Here is a 19,928-nt window from a genome sequence, read left to right on the forward strand (position 1 = left end):
TGCTGCCGTCAGATGACGACGGGGCTCTCCTCCTCGGTGGCGGACCGCCTGTTGTAGGCGCGCGGGGCCCGCCAGTGGAAGCGCATGGCCAGCAGCCGCAGGACGAACCCGGTGATCACGGCGGTGCCGCTGGTGTAGGCGTTGAGGACGTCGAACCGGATGCAGAGGACGACCATCGTGGCTCCGACGATCGCGGGCACGGCGTACAGGTCGCGGTCCCAGCGCAGCAGCGAGGGCACCTCGTTGGCCAGGACGTCGCGCAGCACACCGCCGCCGACCGCGGTGGCCAGCCCGAGGGCGGCCGAGGAGGTGAGGCCGAGGCCGTACTCGTACGCCTTGATCGTGCCGGACACACAGAAGAGCCCCAGGCCCGCCGCGTCGAAGACGTTGACGCCGACCTGGATGCGCTCCACGTGCGGATGCAGGAAGAAGACCAGGCCGGCGGCGACCAGCGGGGGGAGGAAGTAGCCGAGGTCGGTGAAGGCCGCCGGAGGGATCGCGCCGATCATCACGTCACGGAAGATCCCTCCGCCCAGCGCCGTCACCTCCGCGAGGACCGCGATGCCGAAGACATCGAAGTTCTTGCGTACGGCGAGCAGGGCGCCCGAGATCGCGAAGACGAAGATTCCCACGATGTCGAGCGCGTGCTGGACGGAGGGGGTGAAGAGTTCGGTGAGCACCGGGCAATTGTGCCGGTACTACCTCTTCGGCTCGTCCTCCGCGGTCGCGGACGGTGCGGCGGCGGCCCTGTCGTCCTCGTCGGCGGCGGACCCGGCGGGCTGCTCCGGCGCCTCGGCCGCCGCCGACTCCGTCGCGGGTGCGTCATCGGCCTCGCCCGGCGCGACGGGCTCCACCGGCCCGGCGGCCTCACCCGACGCGGCGGGCTCCCCAGCGGCCTCCGGCTCCACGGGCCCGGCGGACTTCCCCGCCTGCTCCGCGGCACCGGTCGACTTCACCGTGATGACGTCCGCGACGAGCGGCGCGTCGCCCGGCGCCTGGTCCTCCCCGTTCTCCGGGTGATGGCACGCCACCTGGTGCCCGGTCTTCAGCTGGAGCAGCGGCGGCTCGGTGGTCTTGCAGACCTGCGTCGCCTTCCAGCACCGGGTGTGGAAGCGGCAGCCGCTGGGCGGCGAGATCGGCGACGGCACGTCACCCTTGAGCAGGATGCGGTCGCTCTTCGCACCGCGCCGGCGCGGGTCCGGAACCGGCACCGCGGACATGAGCGCCTTCGTGTACGGGTGCATCGGCGCCTCGTACAGCGAGTTGCGGTCGGCCAGTTCGACGATCTTGCCCAGGTACATGACCGCGATCCGGTCAGAGACGTGGCGGATGACCGACAGGTCGTGCGCGATGATCATGTACGTGAGGCCGAGCTCCTCCTGGAGGTCGTCCAGCAGGTTCACCACCTGCGCCTGGATCGACACGTCCAGCGCCGAGACCGGCTCGTCCGCGACGACCAGCTTCGGCTTCAGCGCGAGGGCCCGGGCGATCCCGATGCGCTGACGCTGGCCGCCGGAGAACTCGTGCGGATAGCGGTTGTAGTGCTCGGGGTTGAGCCCCACCAGCTCCAGCAGCCGCTGCACCTCCGCCTTCACGCCGTCCTCGGGCTTCACGCCCTGGAGCCGGAAGGGGGTGCCGACGATCCCGCCGACCGTGTGGCGCGGGTTGAGCGAGCCGTACGGGTCCTGGAAGATCATCTGGATGTCGCGGCGCATCGGCCGGAGCCGTCCCGCGGACATGTGCGTGATGTCGCGCCCCTGGAACTCGACCGTGCCGCCGGTCGGTTCCAGCAGACGGGTCACCAGCCGCCCCATGGTCGACTTGCCGCAGCCGGACTCGCCGACGACGCCCAGGGTCTCCCCGGGGCGCACGTCGAAGGTGAGCCCGTCCACGGCCCTGACCGCCCCTACCTTGCGCCTCAGCACACCCTTGGTGATCGGGAAGTGCTTGACCAGGCCTTCGACCTTGAGGAGCGGCTCGGACCCGGACCCTTCCGACCCCGCCGCGGGAGACGCGGGAGTCTTCTCGTTCAGATCAGTCACAGCTTCGGCGCAATCTCTTCGGTCCAGATCCGGTCGCGCTGCTCACGCGACATGTGGCACGCGGAGTAGTGCCCGTCGCTGACCAGTTGCAGCTCAGGACGCTCGGTGCGGGTGATGTTGTCCTTCGGGACGTCGGCGTACGGGCAACGCGGGTGGAAGGCGCAGCCCGACGGGACGTTGATGAGGCTGGGCGGCGAGCCCTTGACGGGGATCAGCCGCTCGGTCTGCTCCCGGTCGATGCGCGGCATCGAGCCGAGCAGCCCCCAGGTGTAGGGGTGCTGGGGCTCGTAGAAGACCTTCTCGGCGCTGCCGCGCTCGATGCAGCGTCCCGCGTACATCACGAGCAGGTGGTCCGCGATCTCGGCGACGACGCCGAGGTCGTGGGTGATCATGACCACCGCGGAGCCGAACTCCTTCTGGAGATCGCGGATGAGGTCGAGGATCTGCGCCTGGACGGTGACGTCGAGGGCGGTCGTCGGCTCGTCCGCGATCAGCAGCTGCGGGTTGTTGACCAGCGCCATCGCGATCATGGCGCGCTGGCGCATGCCGCCGGAGAACTGGTGCGGGTAGTCCTCGTAGCGGCGGTGCGGCTCGGGGATCCCGACGCGGTCGAGCATCTCGACCGCGCGCTTCTTCGCGGTCTTCCTGTCGACCTTGTTGTGCACCCGGTGGGCTTCGACGATCTGTGCGCCGATGCTGTAGTAGGGGTGCATGGCCGACAGCGGGTCCTGGAAGATCATGGCCATCTTCTGGCCCCGCAGCTGCCGTACGCGCTCGGGACCGGCGCCGATGAGCTCCTCGCCGTCGAGCCAGATCTCCCCGCCGATCCGGGCCCGCTCCGAGGTGTGCAGACCCATGATCCCCAGAGAGGTCACGGACTTGCCGGAGCCGGACTCGCCGACGATGCCGAGCGTCTGGCCGGCCTTCAGGTCGAAGCTGACGCCGTCGACGGACTTGACCAGACCGTCGTCGGTGTCGAAGTGGACGCTGAGGTCGCGTACGGACAGGAAGTGCCCGTCGTCGCCCGACCGCGGGGCCGGAACGTCCGCCACCGGGGAGTCCTTCTTGATTGCGTCGCTCATGAGAGCCTCACCCGGGGGTCGATCGCGGCGTACACGAGGTCCACCAGCAGGTTGCAGATGACGATGAAGAAGGCGGCGACGAGCGTCACGCCCATCACCTTGGGCAGGTCGGCCTTGGTCACACCTTCGATGGCCATGGCACCCATGCCCTGGAAGGAGAAGACACGTTCGGTGATGACGGCGCCGCCGAGCAGCAGCGCGAAGTCCATGCCGAAGATGGTGATGAGGGGGGTGAGCGCAGCGCGGAGTCCGTGCTTGACGACGACCTTGCGCTCCTTGAGCCCCTTCGCCCGGGCGGTTCTGATGTAGTCCTCGCTCATCGTCTCCAGCATCCCCGCGCGGGTGAGCCGGGCGTAGAGCGCCGAGTACAGGAGGGCGAGCGTGCACCAGGGGAGCACCAGGGCCCCGGCCCACTCGGCAGGGTTCTGGGTGAAGGGCACGTAGTCACCGTTGCCGAACAGCGCCAGCACGGCGAGGCCGGTGAAGAACATCGGCAGCGAGACACCCGCGAGGGCCACGCCCATCGAGAGGCGGTCGAAGACCGATCCCCGCTTCAGGGCGGAGACCACGCCGGTCGCGACACCGGAGATCACCCAGAGGACGGCCGCGCCGACGGCCAGCGACAGCGTGACCGGGATGCGGTCGATGATCTGCGGCCAGATCTCGGTGTGGGTCTTGAAGGAGTAGCCGAAGCACGGCGCGTGACAGGTGACCGGCTCGGGACCGAACTGGTATTCGGCGCCGACGACGATGGCCTTGACGAAGTGCCAGTACTGCAGATAGAGGGGCTGGTCGAGCCCCAGGTTCTTCTTGACCGCGGCGATGACGTCGGGGTCGGGACTCTTCCCGACGTACTGGGCGGCCATCGAGTCGACGGTCTGGCCGCCGAGCCGGGGAACGAGGAAGAAGATCGCGAACGTGACTGCGCTGACCACCAGCAGCAGCAACACCGCGGCGAATACGCGTCGAATGATGTACGCAGCCACAGCCGTGCGGCGCCGGGCGGGCGGACGGGGTACGCCCGCCGGCCCGGCGCCTTCACCTGCCTTTCAGGGGATGCTGTCGAGGAACAGGTGTTACTTGGTCGAGGTCATCAACACGTAGTCGTACATGCCGAGGTACGCGTCCGTGACCGTGACGTTCGCCGCGGAGTCCGGGCGGTAGAGCAGGTTCTTGCGGTAGACCAGCGGAACGAGGGAGGCGTTCTCCATGACCTTCTGGTCGACCTCGCCCCAGGCGGCGTTGCGCTCGGTGGTGTCGACCGTGCCGATGCCCTTGATGAGGGCCTCGTTGACACCCTTGTCGTCGAGCTCCATCAGGTTCGTGCCGCCCGAGGGCTTGATGGCCGAGCCGTTGACGATCTGGTCGAGGAAGCCGAAGCCGGTCGGCCAGTCGGCGCCCCACTGCATCATCATCATGCCCGCGTTGTTCTTGTGGACCCACTCGGGGACACCGGCGAAGTCGGTGAAGTACTTGTCCGCCGGGAACTGCTTGATCTCGGCGGTGATGCCGATCGCCTTCAGGCTGCCCTGGAGCTGCGTGGCGGCGGTGATCTCGTCGGGACGGTCCGAGCGGGCCGTCAGCGTGGTCTTGAAGCCGTTGGGCTTACCGCACTTGGTGAGGTGCTCCTTGGCCTTCGCGGCGTCGCCCTTGCTGCCCTCGGTCGGGTACAGGTCGAACTTCTTGTATCCGGCGACGGTCGGCGGGATGACCGTGGTGGCCGGGTCGCCCTTGACCGAGCCACCGATCGAGTCGATCAGGCTCTGCTTGTCGACCGCGTACTGAACGGCCTTGCGGCACTCGATGTTGTCGAACGGCTTCACGTTGACGTTCAGCGCCATGTACTGCAGGGCACCGGCGTACGGGTTGTCCGTCTTCGCCTTCTCCGCGGCCTTGACCAGGACCTTGGGCTGGGTCTTGGACTGCAGACCCGTGCCCGCGACGTCAGCGGTGCTCACGTCGTTGAGGAGGTGGTCGTCGACCGTGGTCGGGTTGACGTTGAGCTTCAGCTCGATCTTGTCCGGGAGCGCCTTGCGGATCGGGTCCGTCTTCGGGTCCCACTCCGGGTTCCGGACGAGCGTCGCGCCCTTGCTCTCGTCGTACGCCGAGAACTTGTACGGACCCGAGGAGACCATCTTCTGGACGTAGCTGGCGCCCGTGTCGGCCTTCTGCTGGATCGGCGCGGTCTGCGAGAACGCGGCCAGGTAGTCCATGTCCGCGAACGGCTTGTTCAGCTTGAAGACGACCGTGTAGTCGTCCGGCGTCTCGATGGACTTGAGGCCCTCGGCCGACTTGTCCTTGTACGGACCCTTGTACTTGTCGCCGCCCTCGAGGTACGCCTTGAAGTACGTCGGGCCGTTGGACAGTGCCTCCGGCGCGAAGTTGGAGCGCTCGACGGCGTACTTGACGTCCTTCGAGGTGATCTCGGTGCCGTCCTCGAACTTCACGCCCTTGCGGATCGTGTAGGTCCAGGTCTTGGCGTCGTCACTGGCCTTGCCGAGGCCCGTGGCGAGGTCGGGGACGACCTCCAGGCTCTCCTTGCCGGCGGCCGGCTTGAAGGTCACCAGGGAACGGGCGTACAGGCGGGAGAAGTTCTGCACCCAGCCGTAGTACGTGTTGCCCGGGTCCAGGGAGTCCGGGCCACTGGAGTGCTCGTACGTGACCGTCCCCCCCTTCTTGTCGGAGGCGTTGACGATGCTCGACAGCGCGGCGTCCGCCTTGGCGTTGCCCCCACCGCCGTTGCTGTCACCGCCCGAGTCGCTGCTGCTGCACGCCGATGCGCCGAGCGATACCGCCACGGCCACGGCTATGGCCGCTGCTGTCTTTCTGTTCTGCATGCTGAGGAAAGCCCCCTCGCTAGTCCGGTGCGGCACTGCCGCGATTACTTGCCACGAGGGTCGAGTGCGTCACGCAGCCCGTCCCCCAGCAGATTGAAGGCCAGCACGGTGAGGAAGATCGCCATGCCGGGGATGACCATGAACATCGGGTCCACCTCGTAGAGGTCGACCGCCTGCGTGAGCATGCCGCCCCAGGACGCCTGCGGCGGCGCGATACCCACGCCGAGGAAGGACAGGGATGCCTCGAAGAGGATGTTCGTGGGGATCAGCAGTGTCGCGTAGACCAGGATCGGCGCGATGAGATTCGGCAGCAGCTCGCGGAAGAGGATGAACGGGCCGCGTGCGCCGAGCGACTTGGCGGCCTCGACGAACTCCCGCTCGCGCAGGGACAGGGTCTGCGCCCGGACGATACGGCCGATGTAGGGCCAGCTGAAGAAGCCGATCACGAAGATCAGGACCGCGATCCGCAGGGTGAGTCCTTCCATCCCGAACGCTTCACCCTGGAGGGAGGCGGAGATGGAGATCGCGAAGAGCAGCAGCGGGAAGGCGAGGAAGGTGTCCATCAGGCGGCTGATGAAGCTGTCCACCCAGCCGCCGTAGAAGCCGGCCACGACACCCATGACGACACCGATGACGACGGACAGGAGCGTGGAACCGACGGCCACCACGAGGGAGACCCAGGAGCCTTCGAGGATGCGCGCGAGGATGTCGCGTCCGGTCTGCGGCTCGACACCGAGCGGGTGGTCCCAGCTGATCCCGCCGAAGTCGCCCTTGGGCGCCAGCAGGACCGGGTCCACCAGGCTCTGGTTGAACGCGTTGGGGTCGAGCCCGAGGAGGGACTGCAGCGGCTTGGACAGCACCGCGGTGAGGATCAGCAGCACGACAACGATGCCACCGGCCATCGCGGCCTTGTCCCGCTTGAAGCGCGTCCAGGCGATGCGGCCGAGCGAGCGGCCCTCGATCTCCTTGCGTCCGGCGCCTTCCAGCACCGTTTCGGGCCGCGCGTCCGCCCCGGTGGTCTCGATCGGTGCCGTCATTGCGCTGGGGACCCCTCTCGGCCGACGGTGACCGGCCTGTGACCGCCGCTGTAGCGGCTCGTTTCAACATGTGGTTCATGTGGCGGTGCGCGACCGGCGAACCCTGTTTGAAGGAGGGATACGCCGGGCATGGAGCACCTGCTGTAGTGAGTCTTCAACCACTTTGCGATCACCCGCCAGACCTGACGGGGAATGTTTGCTCAAACGTGATGCTGCCAAGGGGCTTCCGTTATCCGGACAACCGTGCTTGCTGAGCGGACCTCTCGGTCGCTAATCCGCTATAGCGGACATGACGCCCAACAGCGTGGAACAGGTACCCAATTACCCCGGCGCTCCCGGCACCGGCTGACGTCGCCTCAGTAGGCGCGCGGTGCCTGGCCGGTGGCCGGGGGGTAGCCGTAGCCGGGTGCGGCGGGCGCCGGGGCGTGCGCCTCACGGTCGTAGAACGGCCGGGCGTTGGCGTGCAGCCACATCGCGACCGGGTCGTACTCGTCGGACATCGAGACCGTGGAGACCGGCAGGCCGTCGGGGACCACGCCGATCGACTGCTGCATCATCGCGCGGACGGCGTCGACGGACGGCCGGCCGGTGTCGTACAGGTCCAGGCCGATCGCCAGGTACGGGACCCCGAGCGCGGGCTGCACCCAGGCGCGCCGCAGGGCGCGGACGGCGGGGGTCCGGTGGGCGTTCTGCGACAGCAGCGCGTAGAACTGCGGGATCTCGACGGCGGGTTCGGAGAGCCGAAGCGGCCCCGCGGGCATCCGGTCGAGGCCCGTGGCGATACGGCGCAGGTCCAGCCAGGGGATGCCCACACCGCCGTCGGGGGCGTGCGGGTTGAGCCAGATCCCCCAGCGGTCGGGGAAGAGCGCGCGGGCGATGTCGCGGCCGGTGGTGACCTCGTGGGCCCTGTTCCAGCCGCTCGCCGCGAGTTCCTGGGCTGAGGTCACGCACGGGGCGTAACCCAGGCCGCCGACCTCCATGTTGCCGTACTGGGCGTCGGGGGAGCCCGCCGTGCCGTGCCAGAGCAGCATCCAGACCTGGCCGTCCGCCAGGGACCGCAGCAGCGCCTCGTAGGCGTCGAGCCGCCCGGGGGTCACCTGGCGCAGCACGTGCTCGACCTCTCCGCGTGCTCCCGGTCCCGATCCAGCAGGGGATACCCCGTCGGCCGCCCCCATGCCTGACGCACTCACCCTGGGTCCCGCCCCTCTTCGATCCGCTGTTCCCGCATGCCTCACGGTGCTGTGCCACCGCTCCCGGGCACACGGGGCGGTCTCGTCATCCAACCAGCTTATGCGCCGCCGTTGACACCGGCTTGACGCCACGTGGCGGTGGGGGTTCCGCTCTCAGAGCCCCTCGCGCCGGTAGAACGGGCGCACCTTCCCGAGCATCCAGTCGCCGACCGGGTCCTGCGCCACGTCGAGCAGGAGGAGATTGACCGGCCAGGGCACCTGGACCCGGCCCAGCGCACGGCCCAGCGCGTCCAGCAGAACCCCCTGGGCCGCGGCGTCCATGACGGCCAGTTCGACACCGACGAAGAGAGCGGGGCTGTCGCCCTCGACGCTGGCCAGCGCCCTGCGCGCGGTGCTCACCAGGCCGGTCGCCCGGAATTCGGCGGACACCGCGGAGAGGAAGTCGACCGGATCCTCCTTCCAGTCCGGCTCGTGGAGCCGCACCCGGCCACCGCTCGCCGGACCGTCGAGCGGTGTACGCCCTGCCCGGCAGAGTTCGGCGACGGCCGGCGGCGGCAGGGGTATCCCGACCGCGCCGCCCGGGTTGACCGCGATGCCGAGCTGCGGCGGGAGCCCGCGGGCGAACTCGCGCGCGGGCGCGACGGTGAAGGAGAGATGGGAGCCGACGCACTGGAGGAACTGCGCCTCGGAGCTGAAGACGGGGACGTAGGCACCGCCCTCGATGTCGAGGGTCGGCAGGTCGAGGCCGACGCTGTCGGGCCCGCCGCCGTTCGGCAGCGGCACCCAGACCTGGCTGCGGCCGAGCACCTCCACGAGCCGCCCGCCCGAGCCGGGCACGCCGAGCGAGGCGCTGAGCACCTCTTCGAGCTCGTTGGCCGGCCATCCCCCGGACGGATACGGGGCCTGTGCCTGAGCCGGAATGTCCACGGTGTCTGTGTCCCTTTCTCGCCATGCTGTGCGGCAGAAACCTTAGACCGGCCCGCGCCGCGAAGGCACTGCCGCAGGCGGGAGCGGGGCACATGCCCACCGTGCCGTCCAGATTCCGGACAGCCGGCCGGCCCGGCGCGAACTGTGCGTATGCGAACGGTGACGCCCGGATTCCCGCCTTCCGCACATCCGGGAACCGTGCGGCACGCTCCCCCTCGGCAGCCCGCCCCGGGAGCCCTACTCCTGCGGCAGGCGCGCCTCGGGGAACTCCGGGAAGGAGATCCGGTCGATCGCGGCGGCCGTCTCGCGGTCGAGCAGGACCGCCGAGGCGCACCCCGGCGGCAGCAGGCCGCTCTCGGTGTCGCGGAGCAGCCGGCCCACCGCACGCCGGTGCCGGGCGAAGGCGTACCCGGAGACTCCGCGCCCTCGCTCCCGCTGCCCCTGCCGGGCGACCCGGGGGGTGACGTCGAGCAGGACGAGATGGAGGGTGCTGCCCCGGCGCCGGGCCTCGCGCGCCAGCCATCGCCGCACCCACGCCTGCGTGCCGCAGTCGTGCACGACGACGGAGCCGCCGGACCTGAGGGCCCGCCACAGCCCGGCGTAGTGCGCGACGCGCACCAGGGGGCGGTAGAGCGCGTAGGGGAGTAAGCCGGGCAGGACGGCCGCCCAGCGGTCCCTGGTGTCCTGGGAGTCGATGGCGTGCTCCTGGACGGCCCGGCGGATCAGCGTCGACTTCCCGCTGCCGGGCAGCCCGGACACCACCACCACGTCACCGGCGGCGAAGTCCAGCCCACGCGTCCCGCGCCCGCCCTCGCCCCGCAGGTCACGCACCACCGGCGCGCACCCCGCCGTCAGCTCGCGGGCGGGCGCGCCCGGCTGCCGGGGCATCGCACCGCGTGCCGCCCCCGCGGTGCTCGCGTAGCGCTGCAACGTCATCGTCTTCCCCCTGCCGATTCACCCACTGACCTGCCCAAGAAGTGTAAAGAAAAGGTAATGCGGCACAACCGCTTCCGCCCGTACGTGTCGCTCCCGGCGCCCGAACGGACGAGGACGCCCCACTCTCCCCCAATGCGTGCGATGATGACCCCGCCAACTGCATACCGGCCGTTTGAATCCGCGCGGGAGAGTCCCGGTCACCGTGTGCACCGGGCGCCGAAGGAGCAAGTTCCTCCCTTGAATCTCTCAGGCCCCGTACCGCGTGGATGAGGCAGATCTGAAAAGCGGGCCGCTGCGCGGCTCCACCCAAGGTGCAAGCCGACCCCGGCGGGACCGAATCCGTCGGGACCCGTTCAGGGACTCTCGGCGAACCTCTCAGGTTCCGATGACAGATGGGGAGGGAACCACCCCCTGTCGTCATGCCCTGGAGCCATGTCCATGAGCACTGCCCCGAGCGCCGCCCCCCGCCGCACCGCCCTCGATGCCCTGCATCGGTCCCTGGGCGCGACCATGACCGACTTCGCCGGCTGGGACATGCCGCTGCGTTACGCCAGCGAGCGCGACGAGCACAACGCCGTACGCACCCGGGCCGGACTCTTCGACCTGTCGCACATGGGCGAGATCACCGTCACCGGACCGCAGGCCGCGGTCTTCCTGAGCTACGCACTGGTCGGCAACATCGCCACCGTGGGCGTGGGGCGGGCCCGCTACACGATGATCGTCGCGGAGGACGGCGGGATCCTGGACGACCTGATCGTCTACCGCCTGGACGACAGCGAGTACATGGTCGTCGCCAACGCGGGCAACGCCCAGCTCGTCCTCGACACCCTCTCCGAGCGCGCCGGCGGCTTCGACGCCGAGGTGCGGGACGACCGCGAGGCGTACGCGCTGCTCGCCGTCCAGGGCCCCGACTCCCCGGCCGTACTGAAGTCGGTCACCGACGCCGACCTGGACGGACTGAAGTACTACGCGGGTCTCCCCGGAACCGTCGCGGGTGTCCCCGCGCTCATCGCCCGTACCGGCTACACCGGCGAGGACGGCTTCGAGCTCTTCGTCGCCCCCGCCCACGCCGAGCAGCTGTGGAGGGCCCTGACCGAGGCGGGCGCGCCGTACGGGCTGATCCCCTGCGGGCTCTCCTGCCGCGACACGCTCCGCCTGGAGGCGGGCATGCCGCTGTACGGCCATGAGCTGACCACCTCGCTGACCCCCTTCGACGCGGGGCTGGGCAGGGTCGTGAAGTTCGAGAAGGAGGGCGACTTCGTGGGCCGCGAGGCGCTGACCGCCGCGGCGGAGCGGGCGGAGACCGCGCCGCCCCGCAAGCTCGTCGGCCTGGTGGCCGAGGGCCGCCGGGTCCCGCGGGCGGGCTTCCCGGTCGTCGTCGGCGGGGAGGTCGTGGGTGAGGTCACCTCCGGCGCGCCGTCGCCCACCCTGGGCAAGCCGATCGCCATGGCCTACGTGGACGCGGCGCACGCCGCGCCCGGCACCGAGGGTGTCGGGGTCGACATCCGGGGCACGCACGAGCCGTACGAGGTCGTGGCGCTGCCCTTCTACAAGCGCCGGAAGTGACACGGCGCGCCGCGCACGTGACGCAGTCGTGTCTCACACCGTAAGACCACCGTTCATCAGCACTCCCCCGCGTACAGGAGAATTCAGGTCATGAGCAACCCCCAGCAGCTGCGGTACAGCAAGGAGCACGAGTGGCTGTCGGCCCTCGAGGACGGCGTGGCCACGGTCGGTATCACCGAGTTCGCGGCCAACGCGCTCGGTGACGTCGTCTACGCCCAGCTCCCGGAGGTCGGTGACACGGTGACCGCGGGCGAGACCTGCGGTGAGCTGGAGTCGACCAAGTCGGTCAGCGACCTGTACTCGCCGGTGACCGGCGAGGTGACCGCGGCCAACCAGGACGTCGTGGACGACCCGTCGCTGGTGAACTCCGCTCCCTTCGAGGGCGGCTGGCTGTTCAAGGTGCGCGTCGCGGAGGAGCCGGACGACCTTCTCTCCGCCGACGGGTACACCGCGTTCTCCGGCAACTGAGACCTTAGGGACTTAACTGATGTCGCTTCTCAACTCCTCCCTCCACGAGCTGGACCCGGACGTCGCCGCCGCCGTCGACGCCGAGCTCCACCGTCAGCAGTCCACCCTCGAGATGATCGCCTCGGAGAACTTCGCTCCGGTCGCGGTCATGGAGGCGCAGGGCTCCGTCCTCACCAACAAGTACGCCGAGGGCTACCCCGGCCGCCGCTACTACGGTGGCTGTGAGCACGTCGACGTGGTCGAGCAGATCGCGATCGACCGCATCAAGGCACTCTTCGGCGCCGAGGCCGCGAACGTCCAGCCGCACTCGGGTGCGCAGGCCAACGCCGCCGCGATGTTCGCGCTGCTGAAGCCGGGCGACACGATCATGGGTCTGAACCTGGCCCACGGCGGTCACCTGACCCACGGCATGAAGATCAACTTCTCCGGCAAGCTCTACAACGTGGTCCCGTACCACGTCGACGACACCGGTGTCGTGGACATGGCCGAGGTCGAGCGCCTGGCCAAGGAGTCGAAGCCGAAGCTCATCGTGGCCGGCTGGTCCGCCTACCCCCGCCAGCTGGACTTCGCCGCCTTCCGCCGCATCGCGGACGAGGTCGGCGCGTACCTGATGGTCGACATGGCGCACTTCGCCGGCCTGGTCGCCGCGGGTCTGCACCCCAACCCGGTGCCGCACGCCCACGTCGTCACGACCACCACGCACAAGACCCTCGGCGGCCCGCGCGGCGGCGTCATCCTGTCGACGCAGGAGCTCGCCAAGAAGATCAACTCCGCGGTCTTCCCCGGTCAGCAGGGCGGTCCGCTGGAGCACGTGATCGCGGCCAAGGCCGTCTCCTTCAAGGTCGCGGCGACCGAGGAGTTCAAGGAGCGCCAGCAGCGCACCCTGGACGGCGCCCGCGTCCTCGCCGAGCGCCTGGTGCAGCCGGACGTCACCGAGGTGGGTGTCTCCGTCCTCTCCGGCGGTACGGACGTCCACCTGGTCCTCGTCGACCTGCGCAACTCGGAGCTGGACGGCCAGCAGGCCGAGGACCGGCTCCACGAGCTGGGCATCACGGTCAACCGGAACGCCATCCCGAACGACCCGCGGCCCCCGATGGTCACCTCGGGCCTGCGCATCGGTACGCCCGCCCTGGCCACCCGTGGCTTCCAGGCCGAGGACTTCACCGAGGTCGCCGAGATCATCGCGGCAGCGCTGAAGCCCGCGTACGACGCCGAGGCCCTCAAGGCCCGCGTGGCCGCGCTGGCCGAGAAGTTCCCGCTGTACCCCGGCGTCAAGTAGTCACCCACGATTTGCACGCCGGGTGGGGGCACCGCGCACACTGAACAGGGTGTGCGCGGTGCCCCCACCCCTTTGCCCCGCGTACCCGGGCCCACCGGCCCGTCCCCGCACCACCCGGCGGACAACGACGTCCACCAACGCCTTAGGAGTACTCCCGTGGCCCTCTCGGTCTTCGACCTCTTCTCGGTCGGTATCGGCCCGTCCAGTTCCCACACGGTCGGCCCGATGCGCGCGGCCCGCATGTTCGCCCGCCGCCTCAAGAACGAGGGCCTGCTGGCCCACACCGCCTCGATACGGGCCGAGCTCTACGGCTCTCTCGGAGCGACGGGCCACGGCCACGGCACGCCCAAGGCCGTGCTGCTCGGCCTGGAGGGCGAGTCGCCCCGCACGGTCGACGTCGAGGGCGCGGACGCCCGCGTCGAGGAGATCCGCTCCACGGGACGCATCAGTCTGCTCGGCGTGCACGAGATCCCCTTCGACGCCGACGAGCAGCTGGTCCTGCACCGGCGCAAGGCCCTGCCCTACCACGCCAACGGGATGACGGTCCTCGCGTACGACCGCGACGGCGCCCCGCTGCTGGAGAAGACCTACTACTCCGTGGGCGGCGGCTTCGTCGTCGACGAGGACGCCGTCGCCGGCGAGGACCCGATCATCCCGGACGACACCGTCCTCAGGCACCCCTTCCGCACCGGTGACGAGCTGCTGCGCCTCGCCCGCGAGACAGGCCTGTCCATCTCCTCCCTCATGCTGGAGAACGAGAAGGCCTGGCGCGCGGAGGACGAGATCCGCACCGGCCTCCTGGAGATCTGGCGCGTCATGGAGGCCTGCATCGCGCGCGGCATGTCCCGCGAGGGCATCCTGCCGGGTGGCCTGAAGGTGCGCCGCCGCGCCGCGAACTCGGCGAGGCAGCTGCGCGCCGAGGGCGCCCCCCTGGCGCACGCGATGGAGTGGATCACCCTCTACGCGATGGCCGTCAACGAGGAGAACGCGGCCGGGGGCCGCGTCGTCACCGCTCCGACCAACGGCGCGGCGGGCATCATCCCCGCCGTCCTCCACTACTGGCTGAACTTCGCCGCGGACGGCTGCACCGATGCCGAGAAGGAGGACGGCGTCGTCCGCTTCCTGCTCGCCGCCGGCGCCATCGGCATGCTCTTCAAGGAGAACGCCTCCATCTCCGGCGCCGAGGTCGGCTGCCAGGGCGAGGTGGGCTCCGCCTGCTCCATGGCCGCCGGCGCCCTGGCCGAGGTCCTGGGCGGCTCCCCCGAGCAGGTGGAGAACGCCGCCGAGATCGGCATGGAGCACAACCTGGGCCTGACCTGCGACCCGGTGGGCGGCCTCGTCCAGATCCCGTGCATCGAGCGCAACGGCATGGCGGCGGTGAAGGCGGTCACGGCGGCGAAGATGGCGCTGCGGGGCGACGGCAGCCACAAGGTCTCCCTGGACAAGGTCATCAAGACCATGAAGGACACCGGGGCGGACATGTCCGTCAAGTACAAGGAGACGGCGCGGGGCGGGCTCGCGGTGAACATCATCGAGTGCTAGGCGGACGGGCCCTGACCAGTGCGTTTGTATCTTCCAGCGCTGTCAGGGCCTTCCCTGCCTACGCGGCGGAAAGTCCCTGGAGCCTCCCTGGGCCATCTCTCCTTTGCCTCGTTCCTGGGGGGGTGCAGGGCTGCCTCCCGGGCCGGCCAGGCGCCCTTGCGGCTGGGCGAACAGGCCAGGTTCAGCGCGGTGAGGTCGCTCCTGAGGAGCCGCCGATTCTGACCGAGGTCCGCATGCCCCCCCCCGGCCGCCTGTGGGGCGCAAGGACCGCAGCGGGTACCGCCCCCTGCCTCAGACGAAGTCGATCAGGTCCCGCAGCGGCGGGGGCACGAGCTCGTGCGGGAGCGCCTCGACCAGCACCGTGCCGTAATGGATCTTCCGGCCCTTCTTGGTCCCGATGAACCGGCGCAGCTGCTGGTGCGTGCTGCGCTCCCGCTGGGCGGGCTGGGACTGGAAGGTGAGCAGCGGGCGCAGGTCGCCCTGCTGCCGGACGAGCTCCGTCACCTGTTCCACCCCGAGAGCGCGGATGAGCTCGTCCTCCAGGTCCACATCGCACACGAAGAAGTCCGGTTCCAGCCCGGCCCGCGCCCAGGCGCGGGCGAAGTAGCCGCGTTCCCCCTCGTCGCACAGACCCGTCAGCTGCACGTTCAGGCCCTTGGGTCCGGCGCGGTCGACGAAGCGGGCCACGTTCATGGCGCCGCCCATCGCCAGGACGCAGATCTCCTCCTCCGCCAGGTCCCGGCCGTAGCCGTGCGCCAGCGCGTCGACCGCGGCGACATCGCTCGGCCCTTCCACCAGAACGATCCCGCGGACGGGCAGCAGCGTGGCGAGCTCGTACGCCGGGGCGGCGGGACCGCCCCACGCCCACGAGGTGATCGCGTCCCGGAAGGACCTCATATCAGCCAACAGACACATCCATTCGTGCTCTGACGGTATGCCGCTCGACCAGCTCCGCAAGTCCGGCCACCGTAGCGTCGTCGAAGAACTCCGCCGCCGGCAGGTCCACGTGCAGGAGGGTCCTGATCCGGGCGAGGAGATCCATGCCCGACAGCGAGTTGCCGCCCATCTCGAAGAACTCGTCGTCGATACCGACCTCCTGGAGGACGAGCGCGTCGGCCACCAGGTCCGCCAGCAACTCCTCGGTGGGAGTACGCGGGGCCGCGAACGACGTGGTCACGGTCCGCGGCAGATGGGCGGGGGCCGGCAGCGCCCGCCGGTCCGTCTTCGAGCCCAGCGTGAGCGGGAACTCCTCCATGACCACGATGACGGACGGGTGCATGTACCGGGGCAGTCTGTGGTGCAGGGCCAGCCGCAACCTCGGCACCAGCCCCTCGGCGGAGCCGCTCGGCACGACGTACGCCACCAGGATCTTCCGTCCGGGCACGACGTCCTCCCGGGCCAGTACGACGGCCTCCTTCAGATCCGGCAGCCCGGACAGGGCCGCCGCGACCTCACCGGGTTCGATGCGGTAGCCGTCGACCTTGACCTGATCGTCGATGCGTCCGCGGAACTCCAGCGCACTGCGGGCGTCGAGACGGACCATGTCGCCGATGCTGTACATCCGCTCGCCGGGGACGAACGGGTCGGGCACGAACTTCTCGGCGGTGAGCGCCGGGCGGCCCACATAACCGCGGGCCACACCGCTGCCGCCGGTGTACAGCAGACCCCACTCGCCCTCGGGGACCCGCTCCAGGTTCTCGTCCAGGACGTACAGGCGGGTGTCGGTGACGGCGCGTCCGATCGGGACGCTGTCACCGATGCGGTCGTCGATGACGTGACAGGACGTGAAGCAGGTGTCCTCGGTGGGGCCGTAGCCGTTGACGATCAACAGCTCCGGGTAGGCCTCGCGGAGAGAGTTCATGTGCAGAGGGGACAGCGGTTCTCCGCCGCCGAGCATCTGGCGCAGTCCTGCCATGCTGTCGAGGTGGTCGTCGACCAGCCGGTGGAACAGGCCCGTGGTCAGCCACAGCGTGGTGATCCGCTCCTGTTCCAGGAACGCGGCCAGCTCGTGCATCGCCACCGTGCCCGGCGGATAGACGACCAGCTTGGCGCCGTTGAGCAGGGAGCCCCAGATCTCGAAGGCGGAGGGGTCGAAGCGCAGCGAGCAGAACTGCAGGAATGTCTCGTCCGCGGTCAGCGAGGCGTAGTCGCCGTCCTGCACCAGCCGCACCACCCCACTGTGCCGTACGGCCACGCCCTTCGGCATGCCGGTCGATCCGGAGGTGTAGCAGATGTAGGCCAGGTTGTCGGGGCCGGTGCCGGGGGTGATCGGTCCCGGGGCGGGGTCCGTCTGCCACGGGTGGTCGAGGTTGACCACGGTGCCGTCGATCTCGGGCACGCGGTCGCTCAGCCGGTCGTGGGTGAGCAGGACGCGTGCCTGCGCCTGTTCGAGCATGTACCGGAACCGCTCGGGGGGCTCGTTCTGGTGCACGGGCAGATAGGCGCCGCCCGCCTTCAGGATGCCGACGAGCGCGACGACCATCTCGAACGAGCGCTCCACGAACAGGCCGACCACGCTCTCCGTGCCGACGCCGAGCCCGCGCAGCTGCCGGGCCAGCAGATCGGCCCGCCGGTCGAGTTCCGCGTAGCTCATGTTGACGCCGTCGAAGCGCAGAGCGATCGCCTCAGGGCGAAGGCGCACCTGTTCGTCGAACAGATCCGTGATGCTCGCGCTCCGCCAGTTGTCGATGGTCATCGGATGCTCCCCTTGTCGAACGCCGCTTCGAGCTGCCGCTCCGGGGAGCCGGCGAGGTCGAAGGCCTCGGTTTCCCACGCATACGCTTCCACGTCCGGTGCAGGAGCCGTCCCACCCGCCTTCCTGAGACCGTTCAGGATGGTCTCGGCACGCAGCGACAGCAGACTGAACGACCCCGCGTCACCGATGCCGTGACTCGATTCGCACAGTCCGTTGAGGAACAGCGGCGGTGTGCTGTCGGTGTGGGACCGCAGCCGGTAGTCCGGCTCGACGACCAGATGGCCGTCGTCGTCGACCTGGAAGCGGTCGATCACGCCGGCCAGCAGCGCCGGATACGGCTCCTGGTGCTCTCCCGGTCCGAGGTCGCGGAATCCGGTCGCGAGGATCACCAGGTCCGCCTGGTCCGTCGACACCTCCCTGGTGTGCACCTCCTCCACCTCGAGGCGCACTCCGGTCCCGACCGGTTCGGCGGTCCTGATCGCGCTGTTGCCGCGGACGAACACCCGCTGGTCGCCGTCCAGGCGCTGCTCGTACATGAGCGCGTACAGATGGTGCAGGACGTCGGCGTCGGCCGACGAATAGTTGGTGGGCCGCATGTACGCGTCGAGCTCGCGCTTGCTCGCCCGGTCCGCCCGGTAGTAGTAGTCCGTGAACGAGGGGAAGAAGCCCTCCTCGCTGAACGGGCTGGTGTCCTTGAGCCGCAGCCCGAATTTCCGCACGTAGTTGACGATTTTCGCGTGCGGGAAGCGGTGGGCGAGATCGAGGACGATCTCGACGGCGCTCTGGCTGCCGCCGATGACGGCGATCGACCGCGGGGGCTCGCCGGTCAGCTCGCGCACGGTGTGCAGGTAGCGGGTGAGGTGGCACACCCGGGGGCTGGCCAGACCCGTGAATGGCTCGGGGACGAACGGGGTTCGGCCGGTGCCCACCACCAGCGACCGGGCCCGGTGCTGCGACCCGTCCGCGCACGTCACCACGTACTCCGCGGTGCCGCCGGTCCCGGACACGGCGACGTCCGTCGCCCGCGCGCCGAACGCGACCTGTGGCCGGAACTGCCGGGTGACCCAGTCGATGTACTGCGCGTACTCCTTGCGCAGCGGGAACTCCAGGGGCAGGTTCAAGTGCTCGATGAGCCTGCCCTGTTCGAAGAGGTAGTTGATGAAGCTGTAACGACTGCGCGGGTTGCGCAGGGTGACGAGGTCCCGATTGGGATGGTTCTGCATGTTGGAACCGTCCAGCAGCAACCCTCCCTGCCACACCGGGTGGGCCGCGGCTTCCAGGAAGAAGGCGCGCGTACCCGGCTGCTCCTCCTGGAGCGCGATGGCGAGCGACAGGTTCGCGGGTCCGAACCCGACACCGAGCACATCCACGGGTTCGGAGGTCGGCGCGGTCGCCTGGACGTCGGATCGATCAGTCATGCGGCACCTCGGATTGCGTCATCCCGCGTCAGCATTGTTCTCCCGTTCCGCGGACCGGCCGACGATCAGTGCCGGGTCCGCCCGCATCTCCTCGTACCAGTAGCGCCACTTCGCCACGTCGCCCGCGAGGCCGGCGGCGGCGATGATCTCTTCCTCTCGCTCCCAGCGGACCTCGGCCCGGGGCTGAATTCCGCTGCTGCCCAGGACCTTGCGGTAGAAGGGGTCGTCCCCCTTGCGGACGTCGCTCATCAGGGCGCCCACCTCGGGCGAGACCAGTTGCAAGCCGGGGCGAGGGGCCCAGCTCTCGAGACCGACGACCGGGGGCAACCCGAGCGCCGCCATCAGAGCGGCCGTGAGTCCGGCAGGGTCGGCCCGCAGGTCGTCGGAGTCGACGAGCACGTACGGGACGCCCCGTGACCGGCACTGCTCCATCTGCTCGCGCAGCGACTGCCAGCCGCTCTCGAAGACCGGGAAGGTCTCCGCGCCGTTGAGCTGGCGCACGATCCGCAGCCGGGAGGTGGTAGACAGACGGGGGTCGCAGATCACGAAGACCGGCGCGGCCGTGGCGAGCCCGACGAGCTGCCCGAACTGGGCCTCGCTGAGCTGGAAACTCATCTCCTTCATCAACAGGCCGCCGCCGTGCGGCACGTCAGCCAGCGCGACCCGGCGGCCGGACGCGACTTCCATGGGGTTGGCCAGGATGCTCTCGACGGATTCCGGACCCTGGTCGCCCCAGTAGCAGGCCTCGAAGGGTTCGTGGCAATGGTGGGTCACCGCCGGGTGCTGCCACAGCAGCCGCGCCACGGCGGTCGACCCGGTGCGCGGCGGCGATATCAGCGCCAGCCGGGTCTTGTACACAGAGGTCAACGCAGCGTCCAATTCCACTGTCTCCTTACTGCCAGCTCGGCC

The 19,928-nt window shown here is 69.6% G+C and carries 17 protein-coding genes and 1 riboswitch; of the genes, 4 read left to right on the top strand and 13 right to left on the bottom strand.

Features of this window, described 5'->3' with window-relative positions:
- Window positions 1-8 precede the first annotated feature (8 nt).
- From ACIRJR_RS34980 to ACIRJR_RS35020, 9 genes are all read right to left on the bottom strand, one after another.
- Complete coding sequence (locus ACIRJR_RS34980; RefSeq protein ID WP_403788441.1) at window positions 9-680, bottom strand: trimeric intracellular cation channel family protein; 672 nt, start codon at window positions 678-680, stop codon at window positions 9-11.
- Window positions 681-698: 18 nt separating this feature from the next.
- Window positions 699-2,042, bottom strand: a complete 1,344-nt coding sequence (locus tag ACIRJR_RS34985) for an ABC transporter ATP-binding protein (RefSeq protein ID WP_403788443.1) — start codon at window positions 2,040-2,042, stop codon at window positions 699-701.
- Complete coding sequence (locus ACIRJR_RS34990; RefSeq protein ID WP_403788445.1) at window positions 2,039-3,124, bottom strand: ABC transporter ATP-binding protein; 1,086 nt, start codon at window positions 3,122-3,124, stop codon at window positions 2,039-2,041. Before ACIRJR_RS34990 ends, ACIRJR_RS34985 begins: the two co-directional genes overlap by 4 nt.
- Window positions 3,121-4,110: an ABC transporter permease gene (locus ACIRJR_RS34995; protein ID WP_403788447.1), complete on the bottom strand. Its 990-nt coding sequence runs from the start codon at window positions 4,108-4,110 to the stop codon at window positions 3,121-3,123. Before ACIRJR_RS34995 ends, ACIRJR_RS34990 begins: the two co-directional genes overlap by 4 nt.
- A gap of 90 nt (window positions 4,111-4,200) precedes the next feature.
- Window positions 4,201-5,961, bottom strand: coding sequence for an ABC transporter substrate-binding protein (locus tag ACIRJR_RS35000; RefSeq protein WP_403788449.1), 1,761 nt, complete (start codon window positions 5,959-5,961; stop codon window positions 4,201-4,203).
- Between the two features lie 44 nt (window positions 5,962-6,005).
- Window positions 6,006-6,998, bottom strand: coding sequence for an ABC transporter permease (locus ACIRJR_RS35005; RefSeq protein WP_403788451.1), 993 nt, complete (start codon window positions 6,996-6,998; stop codon window positions 6,006-6,008).
- 356 nt (window positions 6,999-7,354) lie between these two features.
- Window positions 7,355-8,107, bottom strand: a complete 753-nt coding sequence (locus ACIRJR_RS35010) for an enhanced serine sensitivity protein SseB C-terminal domain-containing protein (RefSeq protein WP_403788453.1) — start codon at window positions 8,105-8,107, stop codon at window positions 7,355-7,357.
- 234 nt (window positions 8,108-8,341) lie between these two features.
- Window positions 8,342-9,115, bottom strand: coding sequence for an enhanced serine sensitivity protein SseB (locus ACIRJR_RS35015; protein WP_403788455.1), 774 nt, complete (start codon window positions 9,113-9,115; stop codon window positions 8,342-8,344).
- Between the two features lie 237 nt (window positions 9,116-9,352).
- The gene (locus ACIRJR_RS35020) at window positions 9,353-10,051 is read right to left on the bottom strand and encodes an AAA family ATPase (protein ID WP_403788457.1); all 699 of its coding nucleotides are present in this window, start codon (window positions 10,049-10,051) and stop codon (window positions 9,353-9,355) included.
- 173 nt (window positions 10,052-10,224) lie between these two features.
- Window positions 10,225-10,322: riboswitch (glycine riboswitch) on the top strand.
- Between the two features lie 167 nt (window positions 10,323-10,489).
- Between ACIRJR_RS35020 and gcvT the strand changes: the two genes are divergently transcribed.
- The 4 genes from gcvT to ACIRJR_RS35040 all read left to right on the top strand — a co-directional run bounded on the left by gcvT (window position 10,490) and on the right by ACIRJR_RS35040 (window position 14,906).
- On the top strand, window positions 10,490-11,617 hold the full coding sequence (gene gcvT, locus ACIRJR_RS35025) for a glycine cleavage system aminomethyltransferase GcvT (RefSeq protein ID WP_403788459.1): 1,128 nt from the start codon (window positions 10,490-10,492) through the stop codon (window positions 11,615-11,617).
- A 90-nt stretch (window positions 11,618-11,707) separates the two neighbouring features.
- Window positions 11,708-12,085 (top strand): glycine cleavage system protein GcvH, encoded by a 378-nt coding sequence (gcvH, locus tag ACIRJR_RS35030; RefSeq protein WP_403788461.1) that lies wholly within the window; start codon window positions 11,708-11,710, stop codon window positions 12,083-12,085.
- 19 nt (window positions 12,086-12,104) lie between these two features.
- On the top strand, window positions 12,105-13,364 hold the full coding sequence (gene glyA, locus ACIRJR_RS35035) for a serine hydroxymethyltransferase (RefSeq protein WP_403788463.1): 1,260 nt from the start codon (window positions 12,105-12,107) through the stop codon (window positions 13,362-13,364).
- Between the two features lie 156 nt (window positions 13,365-13,520).
- Window positions 13,521-14,906: an L-serine ammonia-lyase gene (locus tag ACIRJR_RS35040; RefSeq protein WP_403788465.1), complete on the top strand. Its 1,386-nt coding sequence runs from the start codon at window positions 13,521-13,523 to the stop codon at window positions 14,904-14,906.
- Between the two features lie 291 nt (window positions 14,907-15,197).
- Here ACIRJR_RS35040 and ACIRJR_RS35045 read toward each other — a convergent pair whose 3' ends face one another.
- From ACIRJR_RS35045 to ACIRJR_RS35060, 4 genes are read right to left on the bottom strand one after another with little or no spacing between them, the layout of a single operon-like run.
- A complete protein-coding gene (locus ACIRJR_RS35045) occupies window positions 15,198-15,812 on the bottom strand; it encodes a TOPRIM nucleotidyl transferase/hydrolase domain-containing protein (RefSeq protein ID WP_403788467.1) in 615 nt (204 codons plus the stop codon).
- The gene (locus ACIRJR_RS35050) at window positions 15,805-17,601 is read right to left on the bottom strand and encodes an amino acid adenylation domain-containing protein (RefSeq protein WP_403788469.1); all 1,797 of its coding nucleotides are present in this window, start codon (window positions 17,599-17,601) and stop codon (window positions 15,805-15,807) included. The genes ACIRJR_RS35045 and ACIRJR_RS35050 overlap by 8 nt, the downstream gene beginning before the upstream one ends.
- The gene (locus ACIRJR_RS35055; RefSeq protein WP_403788471.1) at window positions 17,598-19,019 is read right to left on the bottom strand and encodes a lysine N(6)-hydroxylase/L-ornithine N(5)-oxygenase family protein; all 1,422 of its coding nucleotides are present in this window, start codon (window positions 19,017-19,019) and stop codon (window positions 17,598-17,600) included. The genes ACIRJR_RS35050 and ACIRJR_RS35055 overlap by 4 nt, the downstream gene beginning before the upstream one ends.
- Window positions 19,020-19,037: 18 nt before the next feature.
- The gene (locus tag ACIRJR_RS35060; RefSeq protein WP_403788473.1) at window positions 19,038-19,898 is read right to left on the bottom strand and encodes a hypothetical protein; all 861 of its coding nucleotides are present in this window, start codon (window positions 19,896-19,898) and stop codon (window positions 19,038-19,040) included.
- Window positions 19,899-19,928: the final 30 nt, after the last annotated feature.

The sequence above is a fragment of the Streptomyces sp. NPDC102402 genome, assembly GCF_044765765.1.
In the GTDB taxonomy this organism is placed as follows: Bacteria; Actinomycetota; Actinomycetes; order Streptomycetales; family Streptomycetaceae; genus Streptomyces.

Excerpts from the sequence above, each read along its gene's own strand:
- ACIRJR_RS35005 (WP_403788451.1), bottom strand. The coding sequence starts at position 6,998 with ATGACGGCACCGATCGAGACCACCGGGGCGGACGCGCGGCCCGAAACG.
- gcvT (WP_403788459.1), top strand. The coding sequence starts at position 10,490 with ATGAGCACTGCCCCGAGCGCCGCCCCCCGCCGCACCGCCCTCGATGCC.
- glyA (WP_403788463.1), top strand. The coding sequence starts at position 12,105 with ATGTCGCTTCTCAACTCCTCCCTCCACGAGCTGGACCCGGACGTCGCC.
- gcvH (WP_403788461.1), top strand. The coding sequence starts at position 11,708 with ATGAGCAACCCCCAGCAGCTGCGGTACAGCAAGGAGCACGAGTGGCTG.
- ACIRJR_RS35020 (WP_403788457.1), bottom strand. The coding sequence starts at position 10,051 with ATGACGTTGCAGCGCTACGCGAGCACCGCGGGGGCGGCACGCGGTGCG.
- ACIRJR_RS35000 (WP_403788449.1), bottom strand. The coding sequence starts at position 5,961 with ATGCAGAACAGAAAGACAGCAGCGGCCATAGCCGTGGCCGTGGCGGTA.
- ACIRJR_RS34990 (WP_403788445.1), bottom strand. The coding sequence starts at position 3,124 with ATGAGCGACGCAATCAAGAAGGACTCCCCGGTGGCGGACGTTCCGGCC.
- ACIRJR_RS35055 (WP_403788471.1), bottom strand. The coding sequence starts at position 19,019 with ATGACTGATCGATCCGACGTCCAGGCGACCGCGCCGACCTCCGAACCC.
- ACIRJR_RS35050 (WP_403788469.1), bottom strand. The coding sequence starts at position 17,601 with ATGACCATCGACAACTGGCGGAGCGCGAGCATCACGGATCTGTTCGAC.